General features: G+C 63.5%; 1 protein-coding gene. It reads left to right on the top strand.

Features of this window, described 5'->3' with window-relative positions; all coding sequences use genetic code 11:
• Positions 1–400, top strand: a 400-nt coding sequence (locus tag CBX98_RS25525; protein WP_146192918.1) for a HipA domain-containing protein, incomplete at both ends; no start/stop codon positions are given.

A 400-nucleotide genomic window follows, 5' to 3' on the forward strand; every position in this document is an offset into this window, starting at 1 on the left:
AGCGTGATGTCATCGAATACGTGCGCCGTGATGTCGCCAACATTGCACTGGGCAATAAGGACAATCATGCGCGGAACACGGCCATCCAGCGGCGCGCGGATGGCTATGTCGGATTGACGCCGTTGTTCGATTTCGTTCCCATGATGCTTCACCCCGACGGCATCGCCCGCCGGATGCGGTGGGAAGCCGATGATGGAGGCTCCCCGCGCTGGGCCAGTGTCGTTCGGCAGACGGCCGACGCGACGGGTGTCGAAGAGGCTGCACTGGCTCGTGCGCTCACCAGGATGGTGGGACCCCTGCGCAGCCTGCGCCAGCGGGCTCTGGAGGTCGGTGTAGATGAAGCCATCATGGACATGCAGCGCTCGTCTATCGACGAGATCATCGCCCAGCTCGAGGCGCT

It is taken from the genome of Vibrio sp. T9, assembly GCF_003123985.1.
Lineage (GTDB): Bacteria > Pseudomonadota > Gammaproteobacteria > Enterobacterales > Vibrionaceae > Vibrio > Vibrio diabolicus.